This is a genomic window from Stenotrophomonas sp. FW305-3-2-15-E-LB1 (assembly GCF_058787375.1).
This window is the reverse complement of the sequence record NZ_JBYSZR010000001.1, coordinates 174,547-199,734: the sequence shown is the minus strand read 5'-3', so window position 1 is coordinate 199,734 and position 25,188 is coordinate 174,547. Positions and strand designations below refer to the sequence as shown.

Here is a 25,188-nt window from a genome sequence, read left to right as displayed (position 1 = left end):
AGATCTGAGAGGCGACAGTATCGCGCGTGTGGCGTCTTACTGCGACGTCCAGTCGCCGGCGTCGTAGTCGATCCTCATCCTTCCGGTACCTTCCAGCGGAGCCCGGGCCGCCTCGCGACGGCAGCGTACGGTTATTCGGCGCCCGGCTTGAGCTGATGCAGGTCGCGGCGGTCGTAGGCATTGACGATGCGTGCCACCAGCGGGTGGCGCACGACGTCGCGTGCCTCGAAGAACGTGAACGTCACGCCTTCCACATCGCGCAGCACGTCGATGGCATCGCGCAGGCCCGACTTCACGTGCTTGGGCAGGTCGGTCTGGGTCAGGTCGCCGGTGACCACTGCAGTGGAGCCGTAGCCCAGGCGGGTCAGGAACATCTTCATCTGTTCGATGGTGGTGTTCTGCGCCTCGTCCAGGATCACGAACGCGTCGTTGAGCGTGCGGCCGCGCATGTAGGCCAGCGGCGCGATCTCGATGACGTTCTTTTCCAGCAGCTTGACCACCTTCTCCACGCCCATCATTTCGTACAGGGCGTCGTACAGCGGGCGCAGGTAGGGGTCGACCTTCTGGCTCAGGTCGCCGGGCAGGAAGCCCAGCTTCTCGCCGGCTTCCACCGCCGGGCGCACCAGGATCAGCCGCTGCACGCGTGACTCGTTGAGAGCCTCGACGGCGCTGGCCACGGCCAGGAAGGTCTTGCCGGTACCGGCCGGGCCGATGCCGAAGTTGATGTCATGCGTGGCGATCTGGTGCAGGTAGCGGCCCTGGTTGGCGCCGCGGCCGCGCACGGTGCCGCGCTTGACCTTGATCGCCACATCCTGCGCTTCGTAGGAACGCTCGGCGATCTGCTCGACATTGGCCTGCGCCAGGCGCAGGTGGATGGCGTGGCTGTCAAAGGTGGTCTCGGCGGCTTCGACATACAGCGCTTCGATCAGCTTCTGCGCCTCGATGATCGCCTCGCCCGGCCCGCTGATGCGGAACACGAAGCCGCGGTTGGCGATCTCCACACCGAGCTTCAGCTCGATCTGTCGCAAATGCCCATCAAAGGGGCCGCACAGGTTGGCCAATCGCTCGTTGTCTTCCGGCGACAGGGTGAAATCTCGATGCTCGATGCTTTTCATTGATCGGGTAGGGCGGAAGCCTTGCACCACAGTGGATTCAAGCAGCAAGGGTAGCGCGCGGCAGGGCCGCACGGCCAGCGTCGGGCGTTTTCCACACCCCGTGTGGACCGGACCGCAGGAAACCTGTGGATAGACGCCTGTATCGCTTGTGCCACAAGCCTCATGACCCGGTGGTGAAAAAACCGTCATGACCGGCGTTGGCGGATGTGACGGGAACTTGACGGCGGCCGGTCCGGGGATGAATATCGGCCCAGAGTCCCAATGGAACAGGGTCTTCCGCGAGGATCGGCGCAGGGCGCCGGGTCAGACGCGACCGCCAAGGGAAGTCGGCGGCCGGGCCTGGTCAGGTCCGCGTGGAAGGTGGCAGCAGGCCATCGCCAGCGCAGGAGCGCCTGGCACAGGAGAAGTCATGGACGCTTCACGTGCGCATTCCGCGCTTGCTTCGCTGGTCGGGCTGGAGCCCGATCAACAGCTGCACCGCCTGCAGGCCGAGGGTCTGCCGCCGTTGTTCGTCGAACAATGGTGGGGCCATGAACACCTGGCCAGCGGATTCGATTACTGGGTGGATGTGCTGCACCCGGATGCCAACCTGCCGCTCGACGCCTGGCTGGGCCGAAGCGGGGCGCTGCTCACCCGCCTCGACGACGGGCAGGACCATCACCGCTGGGGGCATGTTGCCGAGGCCTGCCTGCTCGGCAGCGACGGCGGGCTGGCCCGCTACCGCCTGCATCTTGTGCCATGGACGTGGTTTCTGGGTCATGCCCGGCACAGCCGGGTGTACCAGGAGCGCCCCGTGCGCGACATCGTCGAGGACGTGCTGGGCGGCCATGGCGACCTGGCCCGTTGGCGCTGGAGCGACGATGCCGTGGCTGCCCTGGCCACCGCGCCCGTGCGCAGCTACTGCGTGCAGTACCGTGAGCCGGATCTGGCATTCGTGCTGCGCCTGCTCGCCGAAGAGGGAATTGCCTGCGCCTTCGACGGTGACAGCGGCGACGGACTGACCCTGGTGATGTCGTTCGACAGCACCGTGCAGCCGGAAAACCCACAGTCGGCCCGCGATGGCGGCATCCGCTTCCATCGCAACGACGGCACCGAGGCAACGGACACGCTGCAGCAGCTGGGTCCGCACCGCTTGTTGGGCAGCAACCGCCTGTCCCTTTCCACCAGCGACTATCAGGGGCCGGTGGTGCGCCATGTCCAGCTGCCATTGCAGGGCGCAGGCAGCAGTCCGCGCGAGATCTACGAGCCCGTCGGCGCCCATGCCTTCGCCCATGTAGATGACGGGCAGCGCCGGGCCCGCCGCGCGGCGGAGGCGCATGAAGCGGGCCTGGCCGGTTGGGTGGGGGCGGGGAGTATCCGCAGCCTGCAGGCCGGTCGCTTCATCCGCGTCCTGGGCTCCGGCTCGGGTTCCGCGCCGGTGATCCTGCCGATCGAAGTGCTGCACCACGGGTGCAATCCATCGCCACTGACCAAGGCATCTGCACCGTCGCGCGCCGAGGCACCCGCCGCCTGGCGTGATGCCAGCCAGGCGCTGCCGGGTGCTCCGTTGGACGCCGCGTTGGCCAACGGCTGCGTCAATCGGTTCCGCGCCGTCGACCAGCAGAAGCCCTGGCGGCCCGTGCTGCCCGATGGCACGGGGGAGCGCCTCAATCCGCGCCCGCTTGCACCGGGCTACCAGTCGGCCACGGTCATCAGCGGTGGCGGCCGCGACGATGCGGACCTGCATGCAGACAGCCAGGGCCGGGTCCGCGTGCGCCTGCATCTGCAAGGGGCTGCCGATGCGGACGCGACATGCTGGATGCGCGTGGCGCAGCGCTATGCCGGGCCGGGTGTCGGGTCGCAGTTCCTGCCGCGTGTCGGCCAGGAGGTGCTGGTCGGTTTCATCGAAGGTGACATCGACCGGCCGCTGGTGCTCGGCGCGCTCTACAACGGTCGCGGCGACGCAGGCATCGTTCCCACCCCCGGCGGTACAGCGGCGGGGACCGGTGATTCCGGGCTGTTCGGGCGAGCTACCGACACCGGTGCCAGCGCGCAGGGCAATGCTGCGGGCGGTCACGCGCCGGCCTGGCATGCGATGGCGCCAGGTGAGGGGCAGCACCGTCACGCCGGGGCGTTGTGGGGCATCCAGTCGCGCGAGTGGTCCGGCACCGGCTACAACCGCCTGGTGTTCGACGATTCCGATGCACAGCTGCGCCTGCAGCTGGCCAGCAGCCAGGCCAGCAGTGAATTGAATCTTGGCCATCTGCTGCACACGGCCGACAACCATCGCGGCTCATTGCGCGGTGAGGGTCTGGAACTGCGTACCGATGCGTGGGGCACGCTGCGCGCGGAGCGTGGCGTGTGGCTGACTGCCAGGCCCCATGGCGCGTCGTCGCCAGCCGGGGAGGTGGTTGCGGCCGGCGCGTTGCTGCAGCAGGCTGCCACCCTGGCCCAGGTCAGCCATGCAACGAGCGCCACGCACGGCACGGTTGGCCTGGCCAGCCACGCGCCACCCGACGACAGCGCGGGTCTGGCCGGCCTGCAGCGTGTCGCCCGTGCCAGCGTTTCCGGCCAGACCTATGCACAGGCCTGCGCGGATGGCGCGGGAAAGCCTTCAGCCGCCGGGGTGCCACATACCGATGCGCCCACCCTGGCGCTGCACGGCCATGCCGGTCTTGCCATGGTCGCCGGGCAGTCCCTGCACTGGAGCAGTGCACAGCATGTGGCGCTGGCCAGTGGCCAGCACAGCGACGCCAGCGTGGCGGGCCATGCGCGCCTGCATGCGCGGCAGGCAATCGGCATGCTGGCTGCCGGCAGCCGCAACTTTGCAGGCGATGCGGCGCTGAGCATCGTGGCCGGACAGGCCATGCTGGACATCCGGGCCCAGTCAGACCGGGTCAACCTCATCTCGCGTGCCTCGCAACGTGCTGCCAGTGCGCAGGGGGCGCTGGAAATGGCCGCGCCGCGCACCCTGCACATCGCCACGGCCGGTGGCGCCAGCCTCACCCTGGGAGGCGGCAATCTGGTGGTCAACTGTCCCGGCACCGTGACCGTCCATGCGGGGCAGAAGTCATTCGTAGGCCCGGCACAGCTGACGTATCCCCTGCCGGACATGCCCACCAGCGCGCTCAGCGAACAGATTCCAAAGTTGGCCTTCCGGCTGCAGGACATCCCAGGGCCCCAGGGCCTGCCACTGGCAGGCCAGGCCTGGAAGATCGTGCGCACCCGGAAGGCCTTGGACGCTGAACTGCGTGACGGCGCGCTGGTGCCAGAAAGCTGGGCCGAGACGCTTGCCGAGGGCGAGGCGGATGCGCAGGGTGATGTGAGCCTGGACGATGCACTGTGCGCGAAAATCTGGAACGACGCTGGCCGGTTCCCGGGGCGCCTGTTCCTGGTGCATGGCATCGACGTCATTCCACTGCAGCGACCGCGGCCGTACAGCAGCTCGCCCGGTGTGCGCGCCACGATGGACACCCTCGAGGCGATCAACTACGGCAAGACGCTGGCCGACCTGCCCGACGATGCGGCCCTGTACGCCTACCGGCAGCGCGCCGAGTACGAGTTCCAGTCGCATATCGACGCCGACCCGGCCCAGCGCAAGGAGATCTAGTCATGGCAGATGGCACCACACTGGGCAGCGTCCCGCATACCGCCCTGACCTGCCTGGACGGGCAGAAGGGCACCACCAGCGGTGATTACTACGCACCACCCGATCGCCAATTCGCGCCCGTCCGGCGAGGCAACAAGGTCGATGCGTTCACCGATGGGCGTTCGGCGATGAAGGCAATGGCGGACGCCATCCGCAATGCGCAGAAATTCATTTTCATCGCCGACTGGCAGATGAATTTCGACACCGAGATGGACGAACGCGGAGGCGCCCACGCCAGTCGCCTCAGTGAACTGTTGTTCGACGCCATCAACCAGCGCGGCGTGGATGTACGGGTGCTGCTCTACGACAGTGTCGAGGCGGCGGCCTATACCCACGAAAACGAGGCGCGTACGGCCTTGTACAAGATGCAGGATGCCAACACGCCGGGGCAGGTGCAGGTCGGCCTGCACAACCCGGCCACCGGCCGCACCGATGCCTTCAATATCGCCTTCTCGCACCACCAGAAGATCCTGGTCGTGGATGGGCACATCGGCTTCGTTGGGGGCCTGGACATCGCGCATGGGCGATGGGATGACGGCAACTTCGACGTGGTCTGCGACCCCAGGCTGCATGTGCTCAATGATCACTACAACAACTGCCTGAGCAAGTTCCGCGGCATGACGAGGGCTGAGCAGGACCTGACCCTGGACAAGCCCGATACCAGCCCGGATGCGGCCGGCCGTGTCCGCCCCGGCTTTGCCCAGGCGTACGTGCCGGGCCTGGCCATCGCATTGGACCGGATGAAGGCGCAGTGGGACGCCGGCGCTGCGCTGGCCGAACTGCAGGACTACGCGGACAAGCTGGGTGTGCCGGAGGCGCTGGAACGCGAGGGCATCCGCAAGCTCGCAGAATGGGTCATCCCAGGCATGGAAGAAGCAACAAAGGTGCAGCGTACGGTCGCCAAGACCTTCCTTGCCATCAAGGGCTGGCTGACAGAAATCGAGAAGGAGTACGCCGAGGTCACTGCCGCTTCCAACAGGGCCGCCGACGAGGCGGTCAAGCTCAATGTCGGCGAGGCAGTTGCGGCTGCCGCGCGTGCCGCGGAAGCTTTCGCCAGGATCCCGGCGAAGAAATTCGGTGAATGGTTCGATGAGCGCAAGGCCGCGATCAAGGACGCCATTCTGGGCCCGGTCAACACGGCCACCACCGTTGTGGGATATGTGCGCGATCCCGCCTCGCTGGTCAAGGACGCGGAAGCCAAGTATGCCGAGATCGAGAGCAAGATCGTCAAGGCGAAGCAGGCCTGGGAATCGCTGGTGAAGTGGATCAACGAGCCGGTGGATCGCATCCAGCGGCTGCTCGACAGCGGGCGCCAGCCACGCATGCCGTGGCAGGACGTGCACGCGCGGCTGCAGGGGCCGGCGGTGTTCGATATCTGCCGCAACTTCATGCACCGCTGGAATGCCATGGTCTGGCAGAACCAGCGCGGTGACCGCGAGATCGGCACGGTGGTACGCGAAAGCTTGAACTGGGGAATCCGGGGGGCCAACGGCCTGGTCGGGACGGATGTGCCCGAGCAGACCACGCTGGCGCGCGGGATGGAACTGACGCCCTTGAGTGATCAGTGGCTGCAGTCCATGGGCGGCATGCAGGAACTGTTTGGCGACCTGACCCGACCGGGCAAGGCCGGGAATGTCAGCGTGCAGATCGTGCGATCTTCGGGTACGGCACTGCATGCCCTGGAGAAGAAGGGGTGCAATGAGCTCGGCCTGAAGCTGGATGATGCCAGTTGCCTGCAGCCCTACTGGGAGCGCGACCAGCCGATGCATTCCATCCTTGATGCGATGGTCAACTGCATCGCCTCGGCCAGTGCCTTCGTCTACCTGGAGACGCAGTTCCTGATTTCCGACTGCGGATGGTCCGACGCCGGGCCAGGAAGTGCGGTGGAGACCGCGATCAAGGGGGGCGAGCGCCGGGAAATGACCGAGGCCGAGAAGAAAAAGGCAGGCTACGTCGACAAGGGCGTGGGCATGAGTGGTCCTCTTGGAAAGGCCGGCGTGGTCCAGAACATGGTCACGCGGAAGCAGGGCGTGAAGTCAGCGGCCAGCAACCCCTTGGTGGCGGCCATCGCCGCGCGCATCCGTCGCGCCATCGTGGCCAGGCAGGGGTTCCACGTGTACATCACGTTGCCCGTGCATCCGGAAGGCAGCCTGTTCGACGGTGCCGTGCTGAAGCAGCAGTACTGGGTGCAGCAGACGCTGCTGCGCGGCGACGACAGCCTCATCCGCCGCATCTGCCGTTCACTGATCGCACGCGACAAGGACATCCGCGAGGCGAGCGTGGAAGAGGCCGACCTGCAGGCGGAGGTGAAGGCAGGTCGGTGGAAGGAGTACCTGTCGGTAATGAACCTGAGAAGCTACGGGGTGCTTGCTGACACCAACCACAAGAACCACTACGCGCCGCACACGATCGGCGCGGACCAGGCCACACCCTTGTATGTGGTGACCGAGCAGTGTTACGTACACTCCAAGCTGCTGATCGTGGACGACGCCGTGGCCATCATTGGAAGTGCGAACTGCAACGACCGCAGCCTGCTGGGCACGGGCGATACCGAAATCGCCGCAGTGATCGTGGATGGTGCGGCCCAGTCGCTGGACCTGGGTAATGGCGTAAAGGTGATAACCCGGAAGTTTGCGCGGGATCTGCGGATGAAGCTTTGGAGGAAGTTCCTGGGGCAGGCGCTTGAGACGAAGCCTGAGAAGGGGGGTAAGCAATTCGTCTTTTCTAATGCAACCGAAGACTACTACCCTTGGTTCAGCGAAAAAGTTCCAACCCTGGAGGTCGACAAACCGGCAAGTACCAGAACTTGGACGGGAATCAGGGAGCTTGCGGATGCCAATTCGGAAGCTTATCAGCGTGTCTTCACGAATGTCCCTCGCGACTCATTCCCTCGCTACGACTCTGTGTTTCATGGATTCCCGGCGGCAGGTCTTAGTGACAAAGGGCACGTGAGGCGCATGCTCTACGCGCAGCCGGCAGATCTGCAGCCAGATTTCATGCAGGAGCCAAGTGTTGTGAATGACTACGTGACCGGTGCAGTGGGGCGGCATGACGTGCGTAAGGCGACGGATTTCCTCAGAGGTACCCAAACGCGCCGCGGGATTCAGGGCTTCTGGGTGACCATGCCACTCCTCTGGGGGAGTGAGATGGATGATCCGGCTGCAGCGATGCCGAACGAGATCATCGCGGTCGTACCTATTGAGGGAAATCGGTCAACTGAACTAGCGTACTCGGGTCGACATGGTTCTTGGGGGCACGGAGAGCAGGTATGAGTGGGCATCTACTGTTGAGGGCGATGGTGGCCTTGGGAGGCCTGTGTGGAGTGCAAACCGCGCTTGCAGACTGCGGTTCGTCAAATGAGAAGGGCCTCCGGTTTCAGGATGGTGGGATGGTGATCAAGTTCAGGCCAAGCCCATCAGACGAGGTGGATGCGGTAGGCGCCAGCCTTAGTCGCGCGAACAAAGTTGCCCCCTACGTACGGATCAGTGTCGAACCAAACCTCGGTGAGCTGCACAATCAGCCGTTCAACTCGAATGGTGGTGCTGTTTATTACTTGGAAGAAAGCGCTCAAGGGCAACGGCTGTGCCGCGTTGAAGAGTGGAAGAGGCGGGAATCCAAATTGATTGGGCAGGTGCCGCCTGAGAGCCTGCATCCTGCGGTGAGGCCGGTGTATCCCTATTTCGAGCTGAACAGGAGCTATGAGCTCCATTATGACTTGGCTGGTGGATTGACTTCGATTCAGAATGTTGATGCGAAAGGGCGTAGGGTCACAACGTTCTGTGCACTCTACGACGAAAAGGGTCGCATAGAAGTGGCAAATGAGAGTTCTGGGTTGATTGTCTCGGATAAGCCAGAGTTCCAGTGTTCGCAGCTCCGAGATATGCCATCCCGCGTTACCACTCGGTACTTCACTTATCGGCCGGATGGATTGCGCGCTTCCGATGTAGTCAAGCAGGCCACCCGTAAGCCAGGTGAGGATCCCTACCGCGAGGACACCGGCCTTGGAACGGAGGCGACCGATGGTGCCTGGACTGTGGGGGGCTTCGTCAATGTCGACGATGCTGAACTGAAGCGGATTGTCGGCATTCGCTTCTATGGCAGCGAAAAGCGAGGGCTTGTAGGGGTGCAAAGTCCTTCCGCTACGCTGGTTCCATCTGACGCCACTCCAGTTTTCGCAGAGCGCAGTCGGAGCGTGTCGCAGGAGGTGCGGTACACGTTCCCGGGTGAGCGTGTTCCTCCAGAGGTCGCCAAGGAGTACTTTGAAGGAGTCACAGGCTATACCCGTGTGCGTGAGTATCTGCACCGTTCGGATAGCAGGATTTTCGAAGTATTCGGACCGCAGGCAAAGCATCCGAGCGAACGCCAGTGGCGCAGGCTGGATCTGAATCGTCAGGAGAACTACGACGCAAATGGCAAGCTTACGCGGGTGATTCTGTCCGGCCCGGTCTCTGGTGACGAAGGCTACACCGAAAACCTGCGCGCCTACGCCGAGAAGGGCGTTTTGAAGCTCACGCCGCTCACCAATGGCTACAGCTCTTACCGCGTGTATGACTACGACGCTGCCGGCAAAGAGACCCTGTCGTTCGTGTGCTGGCGCTACGAGGTCTCGACCAACAAGCCCTACGCCCATTTCCCCTGGTGGGAGCCTGACCCCCGCCCCAAGCGCAGTCGTGAAGCCGAGCTGCAGTACGACAGGACGCAGGTGGGCACGCGGTGCGGCACGCCCGACGGCAAGATGATCGTGGAGGGCATGGGCCCGGTGAAGAAGCTGATGGAAACCAAGTACGCCTTTGGGACGACCAAGCTGGGGTTGCCGGGCGAGTAGGGCGAGACTTCTATCCCGACCTCGTGCCAGGCGCCGGCCTGTCGGCGTAGACCACGCTGGCGCGCGGGATGGAACTGACGCCCTTGAGTGATCAGTGGCTGCAGTCCATGGGCGGCATGCAGGCACTGTTTGGCGACCTGGCCCGATCGGGCAAGGCCGGGAACGTCAGCGTGCAGATCGCGCGATCTTCGGGTACGGCACTGCACGCCCTGGAGAAGAAGGGGGGGCAAGGAACTCGGACTCAAGCTGGATAGTGTTACGTACACTCCAAGCTGCTGATCGTGGACGACGCCGTGGCCATCATTGGAAGTGCGAACTGCAACGACCGGAGTCTGCTGGGCACGGGCGATACCGAGATCGACGCGGTGATCGTGGATGGTGCGGCCCAGTCGCTGGACCTGGGTAATGGCGTGCAGGTGATAACCCGGAAGTTTGCGCGGGATCTGCGGATGAAGCTTTTGAGGAAGTTACTGGGGCAGTCGCTTGAGGCGAAGCCTGAGAAGAGGGGGTAATTCGTTTTCTCTGGTGCAATCAAAGGCTACTACCCTTGGTTCAGCACGGCGAGTCCTGATCTACAAATTGAAAAGCCGGCAAGCACCAGAACCTGGCGGAGGATCAGGGAGATTGCTGATGCTAATTCGGATGCCTATCAGCGTGTTTTTACCAATGTCCCTCGCGATTCGTTCGCGCGCTACGATTCTGTGTTTCATGGGTTCCCTGCAGCGGGTCTGAGTGACAAGAGGCACATCAAGCGCATGTTGTACGCACAACCACCTGACCTGCAGCCAGACTTCATGCAGGAACCTAGTGTCGTGAACGACACTGTGACCAGTGCCATCGGTCGGCATGATGTGCGCAAGGCGACGGATTTCCTTCGGGGCAGTAAAGAACGCATCGGTGTTCAGGGCTTCTGGGTCACCATGCCGCTGCTGTGGGGGGAGTGGAATGGATGACCCGGCTGCCACAATGCCCAGCGAAATTATGGCTGCCGCGCCTGCTCAGGGGAATCGATCCATTCAACTCGCTCATTCGAATCGACATGCTGCTTTGAGTCAAGGAGGGAAGGTGTGAGCAAATATTTGCTGCTGAAAGCTCTGGTTGCGTTGAGTTCTCTATGCGTCGCGCAGGCTGCGCATGCAGGCTGTAATTCAATAAAGGAAGGCGTTGATCGTTTTCAAGGCAATGGCCTGGTGATCAAGTTTGAGCCAAGACCGAGGGGGCAGACGGCTGCGGTAGGCGCCAGCCTGGGTCGTGCTTACGAGGTGGCGCCTTACATAAGAATCAGGTTCGGTCCTGAGGTGGCTGAGTTGAAAAACAAGCCATTCGACTCGGAGGGTGGCTCGGTCTACTACCTGGGAAATGGTGCCAACGGCCAACGGATCTGTCGCGCTGAGGAGTGGAAAAAGCGGGAGAAAAAGCTGATTGACGCACAGCCTCCTGCAAGGCTGCATCCTGCAGTCAGGCATGTTTATCCGTACTTCGAGCTTTACAAGGCGTACGATCTTGATTATGACGTGTCAGGTAAGTTGACATCGATTCAACAGATTGACGCCGCAGGACGCAGGGTCACGACATTCTGCGCGCTGTATGACAAATACGGTCGCGTAGAGGTGGCAAATGAGAGTTCAGGTGTCAGTGTATCGGATGATGCAGACTTTACATGTCCCCAGCTTCGCGTGAAGGCGTCCAAAAGTGATGCTTGGTACTTCACCTATCGGCCGGACGGGTCGCTGGCCACTGATTTGACCAAGAAAGCCACGCGTAAGGCGGGTGAGGATCCCTATCGCGAGGACATCGGTATTGGAACAGAGGCGACCGATGGCGCGTGGTACGCGAGCGGAAGTATTTATATCGGAGCTGCCAATCAACGCACGCGGATCGGCAGCATGTTTTATGGTAGCGAGAAAGGAGGAATTCGTGGAATTGAAGACTACTCATTCGTTATCGCTCCCGCCGATGCGACAGCTCTTTTCGCTGAGCGCAGTCAGGACGGTCAACAGATGTTGGTCTACAGATTCCCCGGCGAGCGCGTGCCAATGGAAGTTGCAACGGGGCTGTATGAGGGCATAACCGATTACACCCGCGTGCGCGAGTACCGCCACCGGTCGCACAGCCGGATTTTCGAAATTTTCTCCCCAGGTGCCAAGCATCCCCGCGAACGCCAATGGCGCTCGCTGGATCTGAATCGGCAGGAAAACTACGACGCAAATGGCAAGCTCACGCGGGTGATCCTGTCCGGCCCGGTCCCCGCTGACGGCTACACCGAGAACCTTCGCGCCTACGCCGAGAAGGGCGTTTTGAAGCTCACGCCGCTCACCAATGGCTACAGCTCTTACCGCGTGTATGACTACGACGCTGCCGGCAAAGAGACCCTGTCGTTCGTGTGCTGGCGCTACGAGGTCTCGACCAACAAGCCCTACGCCCATTTCCCCTGGTGGGAGCCCGACCCCCGCCCCAAGCGCAGTCGTGAAGCCGAGCTGCAGTACGGCAGGACGCAGGTGGGCACGCGGTGCGGCACGCCCGACGGCAAGATGATCGTGGAGGGCATGGGCCCGGTGAAGAAGCTGATGGAAACCAAGTACGGTTTTGGGACCACGAAGCTCGGTTTGCCGGGCGAGTAGGACTCTCTACGTAAAGCGATGCATGCAAGGAGGCAGTCATATGAAGTCGATGGATGCGAGAAGTACTCACAAGCGCCAGCAGCGCCTGGGGAAGCTGGCGGGGGGCGTGGTGCTGGCGTATGCCGTGCTCAGCTCCTCGGCCTGGGCCTGTGGGGGCGGTGTGGCAGACGATCCTTGGGTTTCCCCTTGGAAGATGGAGGACGTCAGCGTTCTGACGTCCCCGCTGATCGAACAGTACGCAACGGAGCTGAGGGGCGCATCGCCCACGGCCGATGGTAGCCTCACGGTTCCGCAGATCAGGCTCAGGAGTTCCAGTTCGGCGGCACGCACGCTTCCTTTCTCGCGGTTGGGTGGGAGCATTGTCTATGTCCGGTCGGAAGGCGGGGCCGGTGAGCGTATCTGTCGCGAGGAACTGTGGCAGAGCCGCGAGTACGATAGCTGGGACTCGGCAGCAGCCGGTCTGGTGCCGCGCGAAGTGCCTTTATCCCCTCCAGTCGCCGTCGACATTGATCCTTCAGCGAAAACAGCGGTTGCCGAGCTGCTCCGGACGATTTCCAACGAATTCGTGCTCGCGGAGGCGCGTGATTATCTCTACGACGACCAGGAACGCCTCGTCGAGATCCGCAAGCACGGGCGTGGACCGGATGGCACGTTGTTCAGCCAGTCGGTGAGCTGCATAAGATATGACCGGCAGGGCCGCCCGACATGGTCTGCAGAACCATCGCCCCTTTATCTGCGCCGGGCAGATGCCCCGTCCTGTGACCAGATGGATCAGGGTAATGCGCTGGTGCAACGCCTTCTGCTCGACCAGGAGGGCCGTTTCTATGGTTCTATCGCCTCCAAGCCACCGGCGCCATCGACGGGGCAGAACGTGATGGCATCCGTCAGAGGCACGTACGGTTGGACCGGCGCCGCTGCGTACGCGCGTCCTTCCGGGCGGAGCGGGTCGGGATATCAGGCGTATGCGATGGCTCGGCTCGACCAGGGGGTGGGGGTCTACGTGATCGACGGCATGGAAGAGGATCTGTTACCGGCCGATGCGCAGCCTCTCTATCAGGATGCCGTCACCCGGTTGGGCGTGAAGGGTGCAGACCTGCGGTACGACTTCGTCAACGTCACCATTCCCGCCGAAGTGGGAATGAACGGGTTCTCGAAACTGTCGACCTATCCCCGGATCCGTAGTCATCGCGTTGCGGAGAAGATGCGGGTTCACGAAGTCTTTGATGCAGGTTCCCACAAAATGCGCCGGCGGGTCTGGGCCAACGAGTCCGGGCCGATCTATCGCCAGGAGGATTACGATGAGGCTGGGCGCCTGGTGCAGGTCATCAATGCCTGGGAAAATCCTGACGTACCCATGCCGGAAGACGCCATTGCCGCAGACGGATTCGATGCGCGCGTGCTCCAGGGGTCGGGCCAAGGCTACAGAGTGTTTCGCTTTGACCGGCGGGGCCGTCCCCAGCGCGAGCTGGTGTGCGGAAAAATTGTAGGGGGCGCGGAATCACGCGATGAGATGCACTGCGGCAAAGGTGATCGTAGCGTTGTCGTCTACCAGAACAACGGGGTCAGTGGTTTCCTGACGGACACCTATGGATGGCGCGACCGGCCTCTGGCTGCAGGCTCTCCGCTCTAACGCCCAGCTTTTCCACATCCGTTGTGGAACGAAGCCCAATCAACCTGTGGATAGGTGGCGCAGAGCCTTGCACCAAAAGGCTCTGCATGGCGTGGTGAAAAAATCACCACGCCTGCCGTGCTGGCGAGGTCGGCGCCCCTGCAGGGGTCCGACCGGCAGGGGCCGGCCATTGGCCGGCACGCCTTACTCCGCCACCACGCGTGCTCGCAGCGAATTGGTCAGTGCCTCGGTGATCACCACGTCGACGAACTGGCCGATCAGGCGCGCCGGCGCCGGGAAGTTCACCGAACGCATGTTCTCGGTCTTGCCGGTCAGCTCATTGGGGTTCTTGCGCGAGGGGCCTTCCACCAGCACGGTCTGCACGGTGCCGACCATCTTTTCAGAGATGCCGGCCGCATGCGCGTTGATGCGTTCCTGCAGGCGCGACAGGCGCGCATGCTTCTCCGCATCGCTGATCGTGTCCTCCAGATCGGCGGCCGGGGTACCCGGGCGACGCGAATAGATGAAGGAGAAGCTGTGATCGAAGCCGATGTCCTCGATCAGCTTCATGGTCTTCTCGAAATCGGCATCGGTCTCGCCGGGGAAGCCGACGATGAAGTCCGAGCTGATCGAGATGTCCGGGCGCACCGCACGCAGTTTTCGGATCTTCGACTTGAATTCCAGCGCGGTGTAGCCGCGCTTCATCGCCGACAGCACGCGGTCGCTGCCGGCCTGTACCGGCAGGTGCAGGAAGTTGGCCAGCTGCGGCACATCGCGGAACGCGTCGATCAGCGAATCGCTGAACTCCAGCGGATGCGAGGTGGTGAAGCGGATGCGGCCCACGCCGTCGATCTCGGCGATGGTGCGGATCAGCAGGCCCAGGTCGGCGAACTCGCCATCACCGTAGGGACCGCGGTAAGCGTTGACGTTCTGCCCGAGCAGGTTGATCTCGCGCACGCCCTGCGCGGCAAGCTGCGCCACTTCCACCACCACGTCCTCGAATGGGCGGCTGACCTCGGTGCCGCGGGTGTAGGGCACCACGCAGAACGAGCAGTACTTGGAGCAGCCTTCCATGATGGAGACGAACGCCGAGGCGCCTTCGGCGCGCGGTTCCGGCAGGCGGTCGAACTTTTCGATCTCGGGGAAGCTGATGTCCACCTGCGGGCGCTTCTGCTCGCGGCGGGCGCGGATCAGTTCCGGCAGGCGGTGCAGGGTCTGCGGGCCGAACACCAGGTCCACGAACGGCGCGCGCTTGATGATCGCTTCGCCTTCCTGCGAGGCCACGCAGCCGCCCACACCGATGATGACTTCACGGCCCTTGTTCTTCAGGCTCTTCCACACGCCGAGCTGGCTGAACACCTTTTCCTGCGCCTTCTCGCGGATGGAGCAGGTGTTGACCAGGATGACGTCGGCGTCGTCCGGGGTATCGGTCAGTTCCAGGCCATCGCTGGCGGCAAGCACGTCGGCCATCTTGGCCGAGTCGTACTCGTTCATCTGGCAACCGTGGGTCTTGATGTACAGCTTGCCTTTCACCTGGTCGGGCTTGCGCGGACCGGCGGGCAGGGCAACGAGCGGGGTACCGCCCGGGGCGGGCGGGAAGACGTCTGGCGTCCCGGTCATGGCGCTTAATCCATTCGGGTGGCGGGAAAGCGGGCAATTCTACCCGCATCCCGCGCCGCCCGCCGTGACCCGCGCGGGATCCTTTCGGCTGTTCCGGGCGACCGGTAGCGCCGGGCCGCGCCCGGCGGAATGTCAGGGGCGCCGCGCTGCGCGCTCGCGGGGCATGGCCCCGCGCTACCCGCATCCCGCGCCGCCCGGCGGTCGTTGCCTGCAGCGGTTACGCCGCCACCAGCTCCGCGTCGATCTGGCGGGACCGGTCGAACGCGGCCAGCGTGCTCATCCGGTCGATGTAGGCCGCGGTGGCCGGGGCCGGCTGCACCAGTCCGAACTCGCGCATCCAGCCCAGCGCATTGCCCCACAGGATGTCGGCCGCGCTCAGGGTCTCGCCCAGCAGGTACGGCCCCTGCGCCAGCTGCGCCTCGATCACCTGCAGCACGGTCTCGGCATCGTTGTAGGGCGACATCATCCGCGGCGGCGGCTCGCGATGCATGGCCTTGTCGGTCATGGCCGGCTCGAAGCAGGCACCGTAGAAGGCCATCCAGCGCAGGTAGGGCCCGCGCTGCCCGTCACCGATCGGCGGCGCCAGCCCGGCTTCCGGGTACAGGTCGGCCAGGTACAGGTAGATGGCCACCTGTTCGGTCACCAGCGCGCCGTTGTGGATGATGGCCGGCACCTTGCCCATCGGGTTGATGGCCAGGTAGGCCGGGGCCAGGTTGGCGCCAGCCTTCAGGTCCAGCACCTGCAGGCGGTAGTCGGCGTCCAGGGCTTCGAGCAGGGCGACGGCGCCGCTCGAGCGTGAACGGGCGGCGTGGTAGAGGGTGATCTGGCGTGCGGTCATGGCAGGGCTCCTTGCGAGGGGTGGTGAACCGGGAGGCCATGCTGGGGCACAATCGCGGACGACTTCTGTCCTCGATTCCGCATGCGCCATACCGCCCACCGACTGCTGCGACTGATCGCCCTGCTGCAGGCCCGCCGGCACTGGTCCGGGGCCGAGCTGGCCGAGCGCATGGGCGTGGACCGGCGCAGCATCCGCCGCGACATCGAACGCCTGCGCGAACTCGGCTATCCGGTGCAGGCCTCGGCCGGGGTAGGGGGTGGCTACCGGCTTGGCGCCGGTGCGCCGGTCCTGCCGATGCTGCTGGACGAGGACGAGGCGACCACCCTGGCCATCGCCCTGCGGGCCGCCTCGGCCACCGTGTCCGGCATCGACGACACCGCGCGTGGCCTGTTGTCCAAGCTCGACCCGCTGGTACCGGCACGGCGCCGCCAGCAGGCCGGCGAGGTGCACGCGGCCACCGCCACCCTGTCCGACCTGCCGGCCACCGATGCACGCCTGCTCGGGCGGCTGGCCCAGCACTGCCGGCAGGCGGCACGGCTGGCCTTTGAATACCGCAGCGCGCAGGACGTGGTGACCCAGCGCCAGGTCGAGGCCCAGCATCTGGTCAATTACGGCCGGCGCTGGTACCTGCTGGCGTGGGATCTGGTGCGTGAGGACTGGCGCACCCTGCGCGTGGACCGGATGGGCGCGGTGCAGCCGCAACCGCAGCCTGGCCTGCATCGGCGCACCCCGGCCCCGCCGGACGTGATGGTCCGGCAGGCAGTCAGCCAGGCGCCTTTCACCCTGCAGGCCATCCTTCGCCTGGCGGGCAGCCAGGCCGAGCTGGAGGGTCGCATTCCGCCCTGGTGCGGGGTGCTGGAGCCTGATGGCGCCGACCATTGCCTGCTGCGGATGGGGGCCGAGAGCCGCGGCATGATGCTGGCCCAGATCCTCAGCCTGGACCGGCTGCCGCTGGCCCTGTGGACCTCCCCGCCGGAACTGCGGGATGAACTGGCCCAGCGCCTGGCCGGGCTGGGCAAGCTGCTGGCTGTGCCGGCGGTCACGGACTGAGCGGGGCCGCTTGGCAAGCCCGGGCGAAGCTGGGACACTCGCCGCCATGAAGGGGATACTGGGGACAACGGCGATCATCATCGCTGCGCTGACCGCTGCGCCGGCCAGCGCCGGCACCCTGTTCAAGTGCCAGGGCGCCGACGGCGTCACCAGCTATGTCAGCAAGCGCGTGCCCGGCGCGCGCTGCAGCAGCATCAGCTATACCCGCGACACCCGCCGCCCGGCTGCGCCGCGGGCGGTACCGGCCGCCGCGCCCGTGCAGACCGCCAGCACGGCCCCGGCCCCAACCCAGGTGGCCAGTGCCGAGCGCAATCCGGTCGCGGTAGCCGCCAGCGCTGCCAGCCCCGTCGTCGCCGCCACGCCCGCCGCTGCACCCGCGGCCAAGGCCGCCGCCACGCCGCGCGGTGGCCGCATGGTCAGTGGCCAGGTCTATTCGTACATGCAGGACGGGGTGCGCCACTACACCAGTGCGCGCCCCACCCAGGTGGCCAACCTTGGCCCGGTGCGCACCATCCGCTACAGCTTCATGGAGCGCTGCTACGCCTGCGGGGTCAACCCGCGCGTGGACTTCGGCAGCGTGCGCCTCAACACCACCGCGTTCCAGACCGAGATCGCCTCGGCTGCGCGCGAGTTCGGCGTGGAAGAAGCGATCGTGCGCGCGATCATCCATGCCGAGTCGGCCTACAACCCGACCGCGCTCAGCCGCGCCGGCGCACAGGGCCTGATGCAGTTGATGCCGCCGACCGCCGCACGCTTCGGGGTCAGTGATTCCTACGACGCCAGCCAGAACATCCGTGGCGGCGTGCAGTATCTTGCATGGTTGTTGAAGCGCTTCAATGGCGATCTGACCCTGGCCGCGGCGGGCTACAACGCCGGCGAAGGCGCGGTCGACCGCCACGGTGGCGTACCGCCTTACAGTGAAACCCAGTACTACGTGCGCCGCGTCGGCCAGTTGGCCGATCGCTACCGCACCGAATTGAGCAAGCAGTAGGTGCCGACCGTTGGTCGGCGCGCATTCGGTGGTAGGTGCCGACTGTCGGTAGGTGCCGACTGTTGGTCGGCACGCGTTCAAAAGATTGTTGCAATGCGTTGTGTGGCGCGAGACGGTTCCGCTACACTCGCCCATGATTCAATGCGGCTCTGGCCCCCACCGGATCCGCTGGCAGCCTTAAAGCTACCTAATCAATATCGGAGTGCCGGATGGCCAACGATGGGGTACACGATCCAGTCAACACCGGACGTCGGCGTTTTCTTTCTGCCACCACAGCCGTGGTGGGCGCCGTCGGCGTCGGATTCACCGCAGTTCCTTTCATCAAATCCTGGAACCCCAGTGCCCGCGCCAAGCTTGCCGGCGCACCGGTGGTGGCCGACATCAGCGCCCTGCAGGAAGGCCAACGCCTGATCGTGGAATGGCGTGGGCAGCCGATCTGGATCGTCAAACGGTCCAAGGCGATCCTGGATGCACTGCATGGGCTGGATGGCCGTCTCAAGGACCCCGAGTCCGGCGAGAAGGACCAGCAGCCGGACTACGTGCTCAAGCAGAACCCCGAGCTGCGCTCGATCAAGCCGGACATCTCCGTGCTGGTCGGCCTGTGCACGCACCTGGGCTGTTCGCCTGAAATGGTCGCCGAGATCCGGCCCGAGCCCTACGACCCGCAGTGGAAGGGCGGCTACTTCTGCCCCTGCCACAAGTCGCGCTTCGACATGTCCGGCCGCGTCTTCAAGGACGTGCCGGCGCCGATCAACCTGAAGGTGCCCGCGCACCATTACCAGGACGACAACACCATCATCATCGGTGTCGATCCGCAGGGGGCAGCCTGATGGCCAATATCCTCGCCCGTACCGCCAGCGGCGTGGCCGACTGGGTCAACGCCCGCGCGCCGGGGCTGATGCCGGTCTACCGCAAGCATGTCAGCGAGTACTACGCGCCGAAGAACTTCAACATCTGGTACTACTTCGGTTCTCTGGCGCTGCTGGTGCTGGTCAACCAGATCGTCACCGGCATCTTCCTGACGATGCACTACAAGACCAACGCCGCCGAGGCGTTCGGTTCCATCGAATACATCATGCGGGACGTGGAGTGGGGCTGGCTCATCCGCTACATGCACTCCACCGGGGCCTCGCTGTTCTTCATCGTGGTCTACCTGCACATGTTCCGCGGGCTGCTGTACGGCAGTTACCAGAAACCGCGCGAGCTGGTGTGGATCCTCGGCATGCTGATCTACCTGGTGCTGATGGCCGAAGCCTTCATGGGCTACGTGCTGCCGTGGGGCCAGATGTCCTTCTGGGGCGCGAAGGTCATCATCTCGCTGTTCGGTGCCATACCGGTCATCGGCAACGGCCTGACCGAGTGGATCATGGGCGACTACCTGCCCAGTGACGCCACGCTCAACCGCTTCTTCGCCCTGCACGTCATTGCCCTGCCGCTGGTGCTGCTGCTGCTGGTGGTGCTGCACCTGGGGGCACTGCACGAAGTGGGGTCGAACAACCCTGATGGCGTGGAGATCAAGAAGGGGCCGAAGGGCAACCGCTGGTCGCCGAACGCCCCGGCCGACGGTATTCCCTTCCACCCGTACTACACGCTCAAGGATGGCGTCGGTGCCGGCTTCCTGCTGATCATCGCGGCTTTCATCATCTTCTTCGCGCCGGCCTTTGGTGGCCTGTTCCTGGAGCATGACAACTTCACCGAGGCCAACCGCCTGGTGACGCCCGAGCACATCAAGCCGGTCTGGTACTACACGCCGTACTACGCGATGTTGCGCGTGGTGCCCAACAAGCTGGGCGGCGTGCTGGTGATGTTCTCGGCCATCGCCATCCTGTTCCTGGTGCCGTGGCTGGACCGCGCGCGGGTCAAGTCCTACCGCTACCGAGGCCTGCTGTCGAAGGTGCTGCTGGGGGTGTTCGCGGTGTGCTTCGTCTGGCTGGGCGTGATCGGCTCGGGCCCGGGCACCGACGCGCACGAGACCTACGTCGGGCGGGTGCTGACCTTCCTGTACTTCGCGTTCTTCATCACCATGCCGCTATGGACCAGGTTGGACAGGACCAAGCCGGTACCGGAGAGGGTGACCACCCATGACTGATCGCTGGATGGTCCGGTTGGCCCTGATGGCCACCCTGATGCTGGGCAGTTTCCTGGCCTCCGCCGCCGAGGGTGGCACCAAGCTGCTGCAGGCCGGCAACGACCTGGGTGACCGCGCATCGCTGCAGCGCGGCGCGCAGCTGTACATGAACTACTGCTCCGGCTGCCACGCGCTGAAGTACCTGCGCTATTCGCGCATGGCCCAGGACCTGGGCCTGAGCGAGGAAGAGGTGATGACCAACCTCAACTTCACCGGCTCGGCGATCGGTGATCCGATCCCGGTGGCGATGCCCAAGGAACAGGCCGAGAAATGGTTCGGCAAGATGCCGCCGGATCTCAGCCTGATCTCGCGGGTACGCGGCAGCGACTGGATCTACACCTACCTCAAGTCGTTCTACCTGGACAGCAGCCGTCCGCTGGGCTGGAACAACGCCCTGTTCGCCAACGCGTCCATGCCCAACCCGCTGTGGGAGATGCAGGGCCTGCAGCACGCGGTGCACGGCAAGGCCGAAGCGCCGGGCATGGACCCGCCGGTCACCGGCCTGCGCCTGGAATCGCCGGGCAACGTCGATGCCGGGCAGTACGACCAGGCCGTGCGGGACATCACCAACTTCCTTGAATACGCCGGTGAACCGGCCGCACTGAAGCGCCAGCAGCTGGGCGTGTGGGTGATCCTGTTCCTGGCCCTGCTGACCTTCCTGCTGTACCTGCTGAAGAAGGAATACTGGAAGGACGTGCACTGATTCTGCGGCCGCCCCAGCGCAAAGCCTATTGGCTTTTGTGATGGTCGGTTGCACACTCGGGGAGGAGTCGACCGCCGGCACGGTGCTGGCGGCGCCGATGCGGCAGGCGGTCTCCTGTCGTGGGAGAGCCTTTGATGGCGGCGAGCGTACGCATGCGCAATACACTGACGCTGTTTTCCTCGAACGATGATGTCCTGTGCCACCGGGTACGCCTGGTCCTGGCGGCCAAAGGGGTCAGCTATGACTTCGTTCCTGTCGACCCGCAGAATCCGCCTGAAGATCTGATCGACCTCAACCCCTACCACTCGGTGCCGACCCTGGTCGAGCGCGAGCTGGTGCTGTACGCCGCCTCGGTGGTCAGCGAGTACCTCGACGAGCGCTACCCGCATCCGCCGCTGATGCCGGTCGATCCGCTCTCGCGTGCGCGCATCCGCCTGGCCATGCTGCGCATCGAACACGACTGGGTGCCGCAGGTGCAGGCCATCCAGCTGGGCAACAAGACCCAGGCCGAGGCCGGCCGCAAGCGGCTGAAGGAGCTGCTGACCGCCTCGTTGCCGCTGTTCAAGGCCAGCAAGTTCTTCCTCAACCCGGAAATGAGCCTGGCGGACTGCGCCATGGCGCCGATCATCTGGCGCCTGCAGTCGCTGGACGTGCCGCTGCCCAAGGATGGCAAGGCCATCGAGGATTACGGCAACCGCATCTTCCGCCACCCCGGTTTCGTCCGCAGCCTGACCGACCAGGAAAAGAAGCTGCGCGACCTGCCGGGCTGAGCCTGGCGGCCGCATCCCGTCTGCATGCCCACCGGCGTGCAGGCGATCCGCCCCGGCAGGGGCGTCGGGCGCGTACACTTCACGCATGACCGACGACTTCTTCCACATGACCAGCCACCGCCCGTACCTGCTGCGGGCGCTGGTGGAATGGATCAACGACAACCAGCTGACCCCGCACATCCTGGTCGACGCCGGCGTTCCCGGCGTCCAGGTCCCGCCCTCGGCGGTGAAGGATGGCCGGGTGGTGCTCAACATCGCCGAGCGCGCGGTGGTGCAGTTGATGATCAACAACGAGATGGTGAGCTTCTCGGCGCGCTTCTCCGGCACCAGCTATCCGGTGCAGGTGCCGATCAGCGCGGTGCTGGCCGTGTACGCGCGCGAGACCGGGCAGGGCATGGCGCTGCCGGACGATATTCCGGGCACCGAGCCGGCACCGACCAGCGACGAGCTGCTGCATGAGGGCGAAACGCCGTCAGGCGACACGCCGCCGGACGACCGGCCGCCGACCAGCCCGCCGCCGAAGGGTCGCCCGACCCTGCGCGTCGTGAAGTAACGGTGGGTGCCGACCGTTGGTCGGCACTTCCTCATGCAACGGTGGGTGCCGACCGTTGGTCGGCACGCTTCTGCCGCCGCGCTCGCCGGGCATGGCCCGGCGCTACCGCTTAAATGTCCTCTGCATCCTCGACATCCGCGCGGATCTGGCTGATCCGCGCCGCGCCCGGGCCGGTGAACGAGATCAGCTGGTCGCCGCGCAGCACCATGCGGCCGACATGGCGATCAATGCCGTCGTAGGAATACTCGAACTTGAAGGTGCGCTCGAAGCCGAGCCGGCCATCCTCGCCACGCGACAGGCGCATGCCGGTGGCGTGCACCGCCTGGTCGAGCCACTGCACATCGGCGGCGCGGCACGCATTGCGGCCCAGCTCAACGGCACGTTCGGCAGCCGAACGCGCGGCGTTCCAGAAGAAGTAGACGATGCCGCCGGCGATCAGCAGCAACAACAGGGTAGGCATGGCGTCACGCGTGCAGGTTCGATCCCGCAAAGATGGCGGCGAACACGCAGCGGATCAAGCCACCCCGCTCATTGTCCATTCGGCGGCGGTGGGACCGGCGGCGGTGCCACCCGCGACGCAGGCGCGGTCAGCTGCAGCAGCGCGGCCCAGTCCTGGCGGTTGAAGCTGCACTCATCCTCGCGGCCTGGCGTGCAGGCGGGCTCGATGCCGGTGCTGCTGCGGTCGCGTGCCGGCGGCAGCTGGATCAGGCCCGTGCGGTCCAGCTGCAGCAGGCGCATGGCCACGGTGTTCATCACGTTGCCACCCACCAGGTACAGGGTCTGGTCGCCGCCGAGGTTGGCGGCCACCACCACTTCGCAGTGCGATTTCCAGTGCCCGACCGAGCCGTTGCCCAGCGCCTGCACCAGCCCGCTGTAGCTCAGCGTGCTGCTGCGGTCGCGCAGGAAGCACAGCAGGTCGCCGGGTGCCGGCTTGGCCGTGGCCGGGTCCACCAGCCGGTACGGCACGCCGGACGGCCCGGCCTGGTAGGCGGCGCGGATGTAGTCGATATGCCGCGGCGAGGTGGTGAAGCCGGGCACGCCAGCGCGGGTCATCACCCAGGAAATGAAGGCGGCCGACCACGGGTTGTCCACGAGGAAGGCGCGGCAGTCGCTGTCGGTGTAGCGCGTGCCCAGCGGCGCCAGGCAACTGCTGGCGCCGGGAATGCTGCCCATGGCGTTGAGCGTGCCGCTGTCGCGCCAGTAGCTGGCCACGCGTTGCCAGGCGATCAGGCCGTTGTCGGCCAGGTGCTCGCTTTCAGCTTCGGTGACGCTGAGGCTGGCCGCGCGCCCGTCGCGATCGATGAAGGGGCGGTACCACAGCCGGTGTTCGTTGCAGGCGGCGTTGCGGATGGAGATGGCCAACGGGCTCAGGCCGAAGCGCGGAGGTACGTCGCAGGCTTCGGCGGCGGCGGCTGACAGCGGCGCGGCGGCCAGCAGCAGGCAGGCAGGCAACAGCATCCGGCGCATGCGCGGCTCCTGTGGGGGATGGCCGCAGCGTCGCAGTGACGTCGTGAACGCAGGGTGTGAGAACGGTAGCGCCGGGCCATGCCCGGCGAGCGAAGCGGTAGCGCCCGCGCCCACCCTCAACCCGGCGGCGGCCCCAGCTTCAGCGACAGGTCGATGGCCTGCACGTGCTTGGTCAGTCCACCGATGGAAATGCAGTCCACGCCGTCCTCGGCAATCGCGCGCAGCCCCTCCAGGCCGACGCTGCCGGACACTTCCAGCGGAATGCGGCCGGCGGCGATGCGCACTGCGTCGCGGCGCAACGATGCATCGAAGTCGTCCAGCAGGATGCGCTCGCAGCCCGCGTCCAGCGCCTGCCGCAGCTGGTCCAGGTCTTCCACTTCCACCACCAGCGGCAGCGACGGCCACTGCTGGCGCGCGGCGGCCACGGCGGCGGGCAGCGAGCCGGCCGCGCGGATGTGGTTTTCCTTCAGCATCACCGTGTCGTACAGGCCGAAGCGGTGGTTGTCGCCGCCGCCGCAGCGCACGGCGTACTTCTGCGCCAGGCGCAGGCCGGGCAGGGTCTTGCGGGTATCGAGGATGCGCGTGCCGGTGCCGGCCACCGCAGCCACGTAGCGGGCGGTGGTGGTGGCGGTGCCGGACAGCGTCTGCAGGAAATTGAGCGAGGTGCGTTCGGCGCTGACCAGGCTGCGGCTGCGGCCGTGCAGCAGTGCCAGCACGGTGCCGGCGGCGACGCGGTCGCCCTCGGCCACGCGCCATTCAATGCGGACGTCCGGGTCGAGCGCCCGATGGGTCGCGTCGAACCAGGGGCGGCCGGCGATCACCGCATCCTGCTTGCACAGCAGGTAGGCGCTGTCGGCCTGGTCGGGCAGCAGGGCGGCGGTGACGTCACCGCTGCCCAGGTCCTCGGCCAACGCGCGGGCGATATCGGCCGCGACGAGGGCCGCATCCGGCGTCGGCAGGGCGGTCATGCGGCGGGGAAATCGGCGATCTGCGCGGTCGGGATGGCCTCTTCGGCCAGCAGCACCGGAATGCCGTCGTCCACGCGGAACACCTGCTTGCGGTCGCGGGTCACCAGCGCCTCGCGCAGCGGCTGGGCCAGCGGGTTGCCATCGGACTTGTTCACCGAGCCGGCGGAAATGGCCTTGTTGAGGGCTTCCAGGCCCTTGCCATCCAGCAGGGACAGGGGCTGGCGGGTGTCCGGCGACACCAGCAGGTCAAGCAGCTTGCGATCCATGGTTCTTCGTCTTGCGTGGAAGACGGCTAGAATACG

General features: G+C 65.3%; 21 protein-coding genes. 14 read left to right on the top strand and 7 right to left on the bottom strand.

All coding sequences use genetic code 11. The features are described 5' to 3' along the window. Positions 1-131: 131 nt before the first annotated feature. Positions 132-1,115 (bottom strand): PhoH family protein, encoded by a 984-nt coding sequence (locus AC3WL7_RS01070; RefSeq protein ID WP_313141045.1) that lies wholly within the window; start codon positions 1,113-1,115, stop codon positions 132-134. Positions 1,116-1,524: 409 nt separating this feature from the next. Here AC3WL7_RS01070 and AC3WL7_RS01065 point away from each other — a divergent pair, with 409 nt between their 5' ends. From AC3WL7_RS01065 to AC3WL7_RS01035, 7 genes are all read left to right on the top strand, one after another. Further along, positions 1,525-4,704, top strand: coding sequence for a type VI secretion system Vgr family protein (locus tag AC3WL7_RS01065; RefSeq protein WP_492749040.1), 3,180 nt, complete (start codon positions 1,525-1,527; stop codon positions 4,702-4,704). 2 nt (positions 4,705-4,706) lie between these two features. Next, positions 4,707-8,015, top strand: a complete 3,309-nt coding sequence (locus AC3WL7_RS01060) for a phospholipase D-like domain-containing protein (RefSeq protein WP_492749039.1) — start codon at positions 4,707-4,709, stop codon at positions 8,013-8,015. A gap of 116 nt (positions 8,016-8,131) precedes the next feature. After that, positions 8,132-9,568: a hypothetical protein gene (locus tag AC3WL7_RS01055; RefSeq protein WP_492749038.1), complete on the top strand. Its 1,437-nt coding sequence runs from the start codon at positions 8,132-8,134 to the stop codon at positions 9,566-9,568. Positions 9,569-9,849: 281 nt separating this feature from the next. Beyond that, positions 9,850-10,080, top strand: coding sequence for a hypothetical protein (locus AC3WL7_RS01050; RefSeq protein ID WP_492749037.1), 231 nt, complete (start codon positions 9,850-9,852; stop codon positions 10,078-10,080). A 300-nt stretch (positions 10,081-10,380) separates the two neighbouring features. After that, entirely contained in the window at positions 10,381-10,521 is a 141-nt protein-coding gene (locus AC3WL7_RS01045) for a hypothetical protein (protein WP_283222192.1), read from the top strand. 114 nt (positions 10,522-10,635) lie between these two features. Beyond that, a complete protein-coding gene (locus AC3WL7_RS01040; RefSeq protein ID WP_492749036.1) occupies positions 10,636-12,189 on the top strand; it encodes a hypothetical protein in 1,554 nt (517 codons plus the stop codon). A 40-nt stretch (positions 12,190-12,229) separates the two neighbouring features. Further along, positions 12,230-13,819, top strand: coding sequence for a hypothetical protein (locus AC3WL7_RS01035; protein WP_492749035.1), 1,590 nt, complete (start codon positions 12,230-12,232; stop codon positions 13,817-13,819). A 183-nt stretch (positions 13,820-14,002) separates the two neighbouring features. Here AC3WL7_RS01035 and miaB read toward each other — a convergent pair whose 3' ends face one another. Beyond that, on the bottom strand, positions 14,003-15,418 hold the full coding sequence (gene miaB, locus AC3WL7_RS01030) for a tRNA (N6-isopentenyl adenosine(37)-C2)-methylthiotransferase MiaB (protein ID WP_079221345.1): 1,416 nt from the start codon (positions 15,416-15,418) through the stop codon (positions 14,003-14,005). Between the two features lie 217 nt (positions 15,419-15,635). Further along, the gene (locus AC3WL7_RS01025) at positions 15,636-16,256 is read right to left on the bottom strand and encodes a glutathione S-transferase family protein (protein WP_108759624.1); all 621 of its coding nucleotides are present in this window, start codon (positions 16,254-16,256) and stop codon (positions 15,636-15,638) included. A gap of 81 nt (positions 16,257-16,337) precedes the next feature. On the opposite strand from AC3WL7_RS01025, the gene AC3WL7_RS01020 reads away from it, so the two are divergent. From AC3WL7_RS01020 to AC3WL7_RS00990, 7 genes are all read left to right on the top strand, one after another. After that, complete coding sequence (locus AC3WL7_RS01020) at positions 16,338-17,306, top strand: helix-turn-helix transcriptional regulator (RefSeq protein ID WP_492749034.1); 969 nt, start codon at positions 16,338-16,340, stop codon at positions 17,304-17,306. Positions 17,307-17,352: 46 nt separating this feature from the next. After that, the gene (locus tag AC3WL7_RS01015; RefSeq protein ID WP_283222196.1) at positions 17,353-18,297 is read left to right on the top strand and encodes a lytic transglycosylase domain-containing protein; all 945 of its coding nucleotides are present in this window, start codon (positions 17,353-17,355) and stop codon (positions 18,295-18,297) included. A 209-nt stretch (positions 18,298-18,506) separates the two neighbouring features. Beyond that, positions 18,507-19,127 (top strand): ubiquinol-cytochrome c reductase iron-sulfur subunit, encoded by a 621-nt coding sequence (gene petA, locus AC3WL7_RS01010; RefSeq protein ID WP_004151998.1) that lies wholly within the window; start codon positions 18,507-18,509, stop codon positions 19,125-19,127. After that, the gene (locus AC3WL7_RS01005; RefSeq protein ID WP_079221349.1) at positions 19,127-20,386 is read left to right on the top strand and encodes a cytochrome b; all 1,260 of its coding nucleotides are present in this window, start codon (positions 19,127-19,129) and stop codon (positions 20,384-20,386) included. The genes petA and AC3WL7_RS01005 overlap by 1 nt, the downstream gene beginning before the upstream one ends. Then, entirely contained in the window at positions 20,379-21,128 is a 750-nt protein-coding gene (locus AC3WL7_RS01000) for a cytochrome c1 (protein WP_492749033.1), read from the top strand. The genes AC3WL7_RS01005 and AC3WL7_RS01000 overlap by 8 nt, the downstream gene beginning before the upstream one ends. A gap of 134 nt (positions 21,129-21,262) precedes the next feature. After that, a complete protein-coding gene (locus AC3WL7_RS00995; RefSeq protein WP_108759619.1) occupies positions 21,263-21,898 on the top strand; it encodes a glutathione S-transferase N-terminal domain-containing protein in 636 nt (211 codons plus the stop codon). An 85-nt stretch (positions 21,899-21,983) separates the two neighbouring features. Beyond that, positions 21,984-22,451, top strand: a complete 468-nt coding sequence (locus AC3WL7_RS00990) for a ClpXP protease specificity-enhancing factor (RefSeq protein WP_492749032.1) — start codon at positions 21,984-21,986, stop codon at positions 22,449-22,451. A 109-nt stretch (positions 22,452-22,560) separates the two neighbouring features. Here the strand turns inward: AC3WL7_RS00990 and AC3WL7_RS00985 are convergent, their stop codons facing one another. From AC3WL7_RS00985 to AC3WL7_RS00970, 4 genes are all read right to left on the bottom strand, one after another. Then, a complete protein-coding gene (locus AC3WL7_RS00985) occupies positions 22,561-22,911 on the bottom strand; it encodes a DUF3301 domain-containing protein (protein WP_079221353.1) in 351 nt (116 codons plus the stop codon). Positions 22,912-22,979: 68 nt separating this feature from the next. Continuing rightward, the gene (locus tag AC3WL7_RS00980; protein WP_492749031.1) at positions 22,980-23,918 is read right to left on the bottom strand and encodes a DUF2272 domain-containing protein; all 939 of its coding nucleotides are present in this window, start codon (positions 23,916-23,918) and stop codon (positions 22,980-22,982) included. 116 nt (positions 23,919-24,034) lie between these two features. After that, positions 24,035-24,886, bottom strand: a complete 852-nt coding sequence (gene nadC, locus AC3WL7_RS00975) for a carboxylating nicotinate-nucleotide diphosphorylase (protein ID WP_492749030.1) — start codon at positions 24,884-24,886, stop codon at positions 24,035-24,037. Continuing rightward, the gene (locus AC3WL7_RS00970; RefSeq protein WP_492749029.1) at positions 24,883-25,152 is read right to left on the bottom strand and encodes a Trm112 family protein; all 270 of its coding nucleotides are present in this window, start codon (positions 25,150-25,152) and stop codon (positions 24,883-24,885) included. The genes nadC and AC3WL7_RS00970 overlap by 4 nt, the downstream gene beginning before the upstream one ends. Between the last annotated feature and the right edge of the window lie 36 nt (positions 25,153-25,188).